Here is an 8,299-nt window from a genome sequence, read left to right on the forward strand (position 1 = left end):
CACCGTGATCGCGTGCTCGGGGTCGCGATCACGGTGTCAACCGCCTGTTCGGCAGGATCAGGACGAGCGCTACAGGACGAGCTCGGGCTGCAGCTTGGTCACGGTCCACACGCGCTGCCTGCGGGCGGCGAGGGTCGTGAGGCCCAGCGCGACGACGAGAACGCCGAGCAGCACGGTGACGTCGCGCGTGACGGTCGCGAGGTTGCCGCCGTACAGGAGCTGGCGCAGGCCCTCGACGGCGTAGGTCATCGGCATGAACTGGTGCATCGCCTTGAGCGGCTGCGGGATCGTCTGCCACGGGAACGTGCCGCCCGCGGTGACGAGCTGCACCAGCATCAGCACCAGCCCCAGGAACTGGCCCGCCGCGCCCAGCCAGACGTTGAGCGCCTGGAGGACCGCCACGAACGTGCCCGACACCAGCACGAGGAACAGCGCCGTGAACAGCCCGTAGGACGGTTGGATGTCCAGCGCGAACTTCGTCACGGCGAACATCGCCGCCACCTGCACGACGCCGATCGCGGCCGGCGTGGCCCAGCCGCCCAGCGCCGTCGCGAGCCCCGACCGGCCCGCCGCGAGCGCCCGGGTGGACAGCGGCCGCACCAGCAGGAACAGCACGTACGCGCCGATCCACGTGGCCAGCGACAGGAAGAACGGCGCGAGGCCCGCGCCGTACGTGCCCGCCGACGACAGGGCGTCGTTGCGCACCTCCAGCGGGTTGCCGATCGTCGACGCCGTGTCCTCGCGCGTCTGGTCGTCCACGTCGGGGATCTGGCCCAGGCCCTCGGCGAGCCCGTCGCGCAGCTCGGCGATCCCGCTCTTCAGCTCCCCGGAGCCGTCCGCGAGCCTCGTCGTGCCCGAGGCCAGCTCCGCGGCCCCGTCGGACACCTGGCCGGTGCCGTCCGCGAGCCGATGCACGCCGTCGACGAGCGCGGGCGTGGCGGCGGCGAGCTGGCCCGTGCCGTCGGCGAGCCGGTCGGCGCCGTCCGCCGCCGACGCGATGCCGGCGGTGAGCTGCGGCGTCGCGCCCGCCAGGGTGGCGGCGCCGTCGGCCACCCGCCGGGAGCCGTCCGCGAGCTGGTCGAGCTTCTCGGACGCGCCCTCGACCGTCGTCACGGCCGACCGCACGTCCTTCCGCTGCGCGTCGAGGGCGCCGTCGACGTCGGCGCGCGTGGCGTCGAGGCGGTCGAGCGCCTGCGTGCGCAGGTCGGCGCACTGCGCGGCGAGGTCGGCGGCGTCGTCCGGCACCTGCGCGCACAGGTCGGCGAGCTGCTGGTCGAGGTCCGCGCGCCCCTGGTCGAGGGCGTCCGCCGCGTCGGAGCGCGCGCCGTCGAGGGTCGGCAGCACCTGCCCGGCCGCCTCGGCGGCCTCCTGCCCGTACTGCGCCACCTGGGCGTTGCCGTCGGCCACCTGGGCGGCGCCGTCGGCGAGCTTCTGGGTCTGGGCCGGCAGGTCGGCCGTCCTGTCCTGCAGCGTCCCGAGGCCGGTCGCGAGCTGTCCCGCGCCGTCGTCGAGCTGCCCGACGGCGGACGCCAGCGTGCCGACCTTGCCGTCCAGGGTGGCGGCGCCGGCGGCCGCCTGCGCCGCGCCGTCGGCGAGCGTGTGCGCGCCGTCGTCCGCGTCCGCGAGGCCGTCGTCGAGCGACGTGGCGCCCGTGAGCAGCTGCTTCGCGCCGTCCACCGCGTCCGCGAGGTTGGTGTGGATGGACGCGAAGCCGCGCAGGAACGTGTCGGCCGCCTCCGTGCCGACCTCCTCCGCGATCGAGTCGCGCACCTTGCCCACGATCGTGTCCGAGATGGTGCCGGCGAGGTAGTTGTTCGCGTCGTTCGTGATGAGCGTGAGGCTGGCCTGCTGCGGCTCGAACTCCCCGGCCGACGCGAGGTCGGCGGAGAACGTCGGCCCGATGATCAGGGCCGCGTCGTACCGGCCGGAGCGGACCCCCGCCTCGGCGTCCGCCTGGGACGTCTCGACCCAGCCGAACCCACCGTCGTCGAGCAGCTGGTCCGCCACGTCGCGACCGAAGTCGCGCTCGGTCGTCTCGCCGGTCTCGGCGTCCTTGGTCGTGGTGCCCTCGTCCTGCACGACGACGGCGGCCGGGACCTGCTCGAGCTGCCCGTACGGGTCGTGGTTGGCGAACAGGTACAGCCCCGCGTACAGCGTGGGGATGAGCGCCATCGCGAGGATGGCGAGCTTCGGCAGGCGCCCGGCGGCGAGCCGCCTGAGCTCCGAGAGAGCGAGCCGGACCGCGGTCATCGGGCCTCCTCCTGCGGGTCGTCGGCCGGTGTCGCGGCCATGCTGTCGTGGATCGGGGTGTCGTCGATCGGGGAGTCGTCGACCGGGGAGTCGTCGATCGGGGAGTCGTCGGGGGCCGCGGCGTCGAGCGGGTCGTCGAGCTCCTCCTCCGCGCGGGCGTCGGGGTCGGGGGACGGCTCCAGCTCGTCCTCGACCTCGGGCTCGACGGCGGGGCCGCCCTCGGCGGCGGCCTCGGCCTGCGGCTCGGGCTCGGCCTGCGGCTCGGCGACCGGCCCGACGGCGGGGAGGACGGCGGTCGCGCCGGGCTCCTCCACGGGCGCGCCGGGGGTCTCGCGCCGCACGACCTGCGGCGGCTCGTGCAGGGTGGCGCCGCGCGCGGGCGGCAGGTCGACGCCCAGGTCGCGGGCGGACGACCGCGTGCACTGCACGAGCACGCCGAGCCCGGACGCGGCGAGCGTGCGCGCCGTCTCCCACCAGCCGGACGGCTCGCCGCCGTGCCGGTCGGGCAGGGTCAGCACGACGAACCGGACGTCCGGGTTCTCGGCCGCCAGCGCCGCGAGGACGGCGGTGCGCACGACGCCCGGCAGCTGGTCCACCCGACGCCCGCGGTCCTCGGTGAGGGCGCGCTCCTCGAGCCACCGCGCCACGTCGCGCGGCAGCGACCGGCGCCCGGCGAGGGCCAGGCCCTCGGCGACGACGTCGGCGAGGGACAGGGCGTCGTCGGGCTCGCTGATGCCGGGCACGTCGACGACGGCGGTGCGCGCGCGCAGCGCGGGCGGCGGCACGACGGCGCCGTCGAGGCGCACCGTGCCGGACGACGGGACGAACCGCCCGGTCGCGACGAGGGCGAGGGCGGTGTGGCCGTGCCCCGGCTCGCCCGCGACGAGCAGGCACTCCCCCGTCGACCAGGCGAGGTCCGTGGCCTCCAGCATCGGGTCGCGACGCCCCTCGACCCGCACCCCGCTCAGCGTGATCTGCACCCTGCTCCCCGTCCCCCGACACACTGTTGACTTGCGATCAACAACTCTACGACCGGTGTTGACTGGCGGTCAATAACGCCGTACAACTGTGCCCATGACCACCGCCACCCCGCGCCCCCGCACGCGCCACGAGCCGTCGGACCGGCGTCGCCAGCTCCTCGAGGCGGCCGTCGCCGAGGCGGAGGCCGCGGGGCTGGACGCGCTGACGCCGGCGACGGCGGCCGCCCGCGCGGGGGCGTCGAAGGCGCTCGTCTTCCACTACTTCGGATCCACGACGGCGCTGCGCCGCACGGTCGCCCTCGAGGCGGTGTCCGACCTGGAGCAGACGCTGCTGGCACCCGACGATCGTCCCCTCGCCGACCGCCCGGCGCACGCGATGTCGCTGTTCCTGGGCTCGGTCACTTCGCACCGGCGCGTCTGGGAGGACATCTGGCGCGGTGCTCTCGCGGGCGACGACGCCACCGAGGACGCCCTGCAGCGCGTGCGGACCGCGCTCGTGGCGCGCATGACGACGACGGCCGGCGTCATCGGCTTCACGCCCAGCAACCGGCTGCAGCTCCTGGCCGGCGGGTGGGTGGCGCTGGTCGAGAACGTCACCGCCGCCTGGCTGGGCGGCAGCGGCATCCCGCGCGGCGAGCTCGAGCGGCTGCTGCTCGAGTCGCTCGTCGTCCTCGTCCCGGAGCTCCCCGAGCCCGCGCGCTCCGGCGTCCTCGCCCTCGTCCGCCGCCCCTGATCGTCGTGGGCAGGCCGGGGCCGCGGGTCAGAGGCGCTCGGCGATGACCTCCACGAGCGCCTTGCCCTGGGTGCCCTCGAGCTGCACGGCCTGGGTGCGGCAGGAAAAGCCGTCGGCCACGTACTCGGTGCCCGGCGCGGCCTCGCGCAGCGCCGGCAGCAGCGCGTTCTCCGCCACGGCGACGGACACGTCGTAGTGGCCCTTCTGCATGCCGAAGTTGCCGGCGAGGCCGCAGCAGCCGGCCAGGACCTTGATGTCGGCGCCCGCGGCGCGCAGCAGCGCCTCGTCGGCGTCGAAGCCCATCACGGAGTGCTGGTGGCAGTGCGGCTGCACCACGGCGGTGAGGTCGGACAGGTCGGGCATCTCCCAGCCCGACCCGGCCGCCGGCGAGGTCTCCGGCGACGTGAGCAGCTCCGCCAGGGTGCGGGTCGCGTCCGCGACGGCCTGGGCGCGCGGGTCGTCGGGGAAGAGGTCCAGCAGGTCCGAGCGCAGCACCGCGGTGCACGACGGCTCCAGACCGAGGATCGGGATGCCGTTGACGGCGTACGGCCCGAGGACGGACAGCAGCTGCGACAGCCTGCGCCGGGCGCCGTCGAGCTGGCCGGTCGAGATCCAGGTGAGCCCGCAGCACGCCTGCTGGTCGGGCACGACGACGTCGTACCCCGCCGCGGTGAGCACCTTCACCGCCGCCTGCGGGACGGACGGCGCGAGGGCGTCGCTGAACGAGTCCGCCCAGAGCACGACCTTCGGGCGCGCTCCCGTGGGGCGGTCGTGCGGCGTCTGGCCGGCCCCCAGGCCGGGCACGCCGTGCGATGCCCAGCCGCGCTTCCACCAGGTGCGGAACGGGATCTCCGCGAACTGCGGCACCTGCCGCCGCGTGTCCATGCCGCCCGCCCACAGCACCGCCTTGGCGATCCACGGCACGCCCAGCACCTTGTTGACGAACCGCGGCATCCCGCCGGCCAGGCGCGCCCAGCGGGGCAGCCAGCCGAGGGCGTAGTGGTCCACGGGGCGCAGCTTCCCCTTGTACGTACGGTGCAGCACCTCGGACTTGTACTGGGCCATGTCGACGCCCGCCGGGCAGTCGGACGAGCACGCCTTGCAGCTCAGGCAGAGGTCGAGCGACTCACGCACCTCGGGCGCCGTGAGGCCGCCCACGAGGGTGCCGTTGACGGCCTCCTGCAGCACGCGCGCCCGCCCGCGGGTGACGTCCTTCTCGTCCTTCGTCGCCTGGTAGCTGGGGCACATGAACCCGCCGGAGGCATGGTTGTCGGCGCGGCACTTGCCCACGCCGACGCAGCGGTGCACGGCGGTCGTGAGGTCGTGGTGGTCGTGCGCGAACGAGAACCCGGTGTGGCCGGCCTTCTTCGCGATGCCGTGCAGCGGGCCCGAGCCCGCCATCCCCCGGTCCCCCACCGGCAGCGTCGAGAGCACGGCCTTCGCCGCGGGGCGGCGCAGGTCGGCGTCGACCGCCGCCGGACGCACGACGACGCCCGGGTTGAGCAGGTCGTCCGGGTCGAACAGCGCCTTGAACCGCTCCATGAGCCGGATCGCCTCGGGCGTGTACATCAGCGGCAGCAGCTCGGAGCGGGCGCGGCCGTCGCCGTGCTCCCCCGACAGCGAGCCGCCGTGGTACGCCACCAGCCGCGCGGCGTCGGTCATGAACGTGCGCAGCACGGAGCCCGACGTCTCCATCGGGATGTCGATGCGCAGGTGCACGCAGCCGTCGCCGAAGTGCCCGTAGGGCAGGCCGTCGACGCCGTAGCGCGCCATGAGGTCCTCGAGGTCGCGCAGGTACGCGCCCAGGCGCTCGGGCGGGACCGCGGAGTCCTCCCAGCCCGGCCACGCCTGCTCCCCCGCGGGCGTGCGGCCCGCCAGCCCCGCGCCGTCGGCGCGGATCTGCCACATCTTGGTGGCGTCCGGCCCGGCGGGCAGCACCAGCGACGACAGGGCGGACGACGACGTCACGATCGCCTCGGCCCGCGCGCTCGCCTCGTCCTGGCTCGCGCCGCCGACCTCGATCATCAGCCAGCCCGCGCCCTCGGGCAGGGCCGGCACGGACGCCTCGCCCTTGGCCTTGCGCACGACGTCGACCAGGCGCGCGTCGAGGCCCTCGATCGCGAGCGGCTTGTGGCCGAGCAGGTGCGGGACGTCGTCGGCCGCCGCGGGCATGTCCGGGTAGCCGAGCACGACGAGCGTCGGCGCGGTCGGCACGGGCACCATCCGCAGCGTGGCGCCCAGCACCGTGACCAGCGTGCCCTCGGTGCCCACCAGCGCCTTGGCGAGGTCGGAGCCGTTCTCCGGCAGCAGGTGCTCCAGCGAGTACCCGGACACCTGGCGCCCGAACCGGCCGAACTGGGTGCGGATCAGCGCGAGGTTCTCCCGCACGAGCTCCGCCAGGCCCGGCACGGCGGCGAACGTCGCGTCGCCGCGGCCCGCGGTGAAGCGCCGGCCGCGCCCGTCGACGACGTCGAGCTCCACCACGTTGTCGGCGGTACGGCCGTAGGCCACGGCGTGCGGGCCGCACGCGTTGTTGCCGATCATCCCGCCGAGCGTCGCGCGGTTCTGCGTGGACGGGTCCGGGCCGAAGCGCAGGCCGTGGGCGGCGCCCGCGCGCTGCAGGGTCGACATCACGGTGCCGGGCTCGACGACGGCCGTCCCCGCCTCCGGGTCGACGGAGACCACCTGGTTCAGGTGCCGGGAGAAGTCGAGCACCGCGCCCGTGCCGACCGCGTTGCCGGCCACCGACGTGCCGGCGCCGCGCGCCGTCACCGGGATCTTCAGCTCGCGCAGCACCTCCAGGCCGCGGGCCACGTCGCGCGAGCTGCGCGGGAAGGCGACGACGTCGGGCACGACGCGGTAGTTCGAGGCGTCGGTGGAGTACTCCGCGCGCCGCCGGGAGGAGGAGTCGACGTCGCCCGCGATCACCGTCCGCAGCGCGGAGACGACGGCCGCGCGGGCCTCGTCGGCCGCGCGCCTGGCCGCGCTCTCCGCCTCGTCACGGGTGGGCGCGACGTCCGCGCCGCCGTCCGGGGTCGGGGCGTTCCGGGTCTGGGCTGGCACGCGCCGATTCTGCCATCGGAGCCCGCGGGGTGCCGACGCGTCCACGCCGCCGCCGCCCCGCCCGCCCCGTCGGACGGGCGATCCGTCGCCGGAAGGGGTCGTTCCCCGCGATGGATCGACCGCGCGGAGATCAGCCGCGGTCGGCCTTCTCCTGCGCCGCCCGCACGGCCTCCGCCTCCGCCTTGCGGGCCTCGCGCAGCGCCTTCTCCCGATCGCGCACCTTCTTCTGCTCCTCGCGGAGCCGGCGCTCGACGTCCTTGCGCCTGCCCGCCGCCTTCTTGACCTTGGGGTCGGAGGCGTAGCGCTGCGCGACGGCGAGCGCCTCGGCCACGCCCTCCTCCTGCGGGACGGTGCCGGGCGACGTCTCCGCGGCGGACGCGCCGGCCGCCTCGCGCGCGGCGACGTAGGCCGCGACGCCGTCGAGCGTGCGCTCGAGCCCCCACCCGACGTCCTCCTCGTCGTCGAAGGTGCTCGTCCCGTACGCGGCGTAGGTGCCGCGCTCGACGATGGGGCGCAGGTACGGGAACCGGACCTCGTCGACGAGAGCGCGCAGCGTGTCCGCGAGCTCCGGGCCCACGGACGCCGCCGTGTCGGTGCCCGCGGTGTTCGCCTGCGCCAGGTCGCGGTCGAGCAGCGCCGCGTTCCGCGTGTAGCCGTTGAGCAGCAGGATCGTCGCGATCTTCTCCCCGTCGTCGAGCGGGGTGGAGCGCAGGGCGCGCAGCCCCGCGTCGAGGGCACGCAGGCTGGCGGGCGTGACCGGGGCGCCCGTGACCGGGACGTCGAGCACCCACGAGTGGCGGCGGAACAGCTCGAACGTGAACAGGGCCCACTCGCGCAGCTCGGACCGCCAGTCCGCCGGGTCGTGCGGCGGCGGGAACTCGAGGTCGAGCACCACCTCCTGCATGAGCAGCAGCAGGTCGTCCTTGCTGGTGACGTACCGGTACAGCGACATCGTGGTGAAGCCGAGGCTCTTGGCGACGCGCGCCATGGAGACGCCGGCGAGGCCCTCGGCGTCCGCGATCTCGACGGCGGCCTCGACGATGCGCTCGATGCTCAGCTCGCGGCGGGGCACGCGCTCCGGCCGCTCGGCCACGCCCCAGGCCAGCGCGAGGCGCGGCGGGAGGTCCGGCAGCTCCGCGCCCGGCAGGGCCGACTCGGGCAGGTCCGTCTCCGGCGTGTCCGTCATGCGCTCATCATCCCCGACCTGGTCGATCGGTCCAGCGTCGTCGTGGGTGGGCTCGTGGCCCCGTTCCGCGTCGGAACGGTGCCACGA

Annotated in this window: 5 protein-coding genes; 1 reads left to right on the forward strand and 4 read right to left on the reverse strand. The window is 75.4% G+C overall.

What is annotated here, in order from left to right; genetic code table 11:
* Positions 1-69: 69 nt before the first annotated feature.
* Positions 70-2,250 carry a YhgE/Pip family protein gene (locus ACFWEK_RS15670; RefSeq protein ID WP_430554627.1) on the reverse strand — a complete coding sequence of 727 codons (2,181 nt, stop codon included), beginning with the start codon at positions 2,248-2,250 and terminating at the stop codon, positions 70-72.
* A complete protein-coding gene (locus tag ACFWEK_RS15675; RefSeq protein WP_430554628.1) occupies positions 2,247-3,230 on the reverse strand; it encodes a hypothetical protein in 984 nt (327 codons plus the stop codon). Before ACFWEK_RS15675 ends, ACFWEK_RS15670 begins: the two co-directional genes overlap by 4 nt.
* Before the next feature lie 94 nt (positions 3,231-3,324).
* Here ACFWEK_RS15675 and ACFWEK_RS15680 point away from each other — a divergent pair, with 94 nt between their 5' ends.
* Positions 3,325-3,963: a TetR family transcriptional regulator gene (locus ACFWEK_RS15680; RefSeq protein WP_430554629.1), complete on the forward strand. Its 639-nt coding sequence runs from the start codon at positions 3,325-3,327 to the stop codon at positions 3,961-3,963.
* Positions 3,964-3,990: 27 nt separating this feature from the next.
* On the opposite strand, the gene ACFWEK_RS15685 is transcribed toward ACFWEK_RS15680, so the two are convergent.
* Both ACFWEK_RS15685 and ACFWEK_RS15690 read right to left on the reverse strand, forming a co-directional pair.
* Positions 3,991-7,026, reverse strand: coding sequence for an FAD-binding and (Fe-S)-binding domain-containing protein (locus tag ACFWEK_RS15685; RefSeq protein ID WP_430554630.1), 3,036 nt, complete (start codon positions 7,024-7,026; stop codon positions 3,991-3,993).
* Positions 7,027-7,156: 130 nt separating this feature from the next.
* Positions 7,157-8,212, reverse strand: a complete 1,056-nt coding sequence (locus tag ACFWEK_RS15690) for a TetR/AcrR family transcriptional regulator C-terminal domain-containing protein (protein ID WP_430548259.1) — start codon at positions 8,210-8,212, stop codon at positions 7,157-7,159.
* Positions 8,213-8,299: the final 87 nt, after the last annotated feature.

It is taken from the genome of Isoptericola sp. NPDC060257 (assembly GCF_042726645.1).
Taxonomy (GTDB): domain Bacteria; phylum Actinomycetota; class Actinomycetes; order Actinomycetales; family Cellulomonadaceae; genus Isoptericola; species Isoptericola nanjingensis.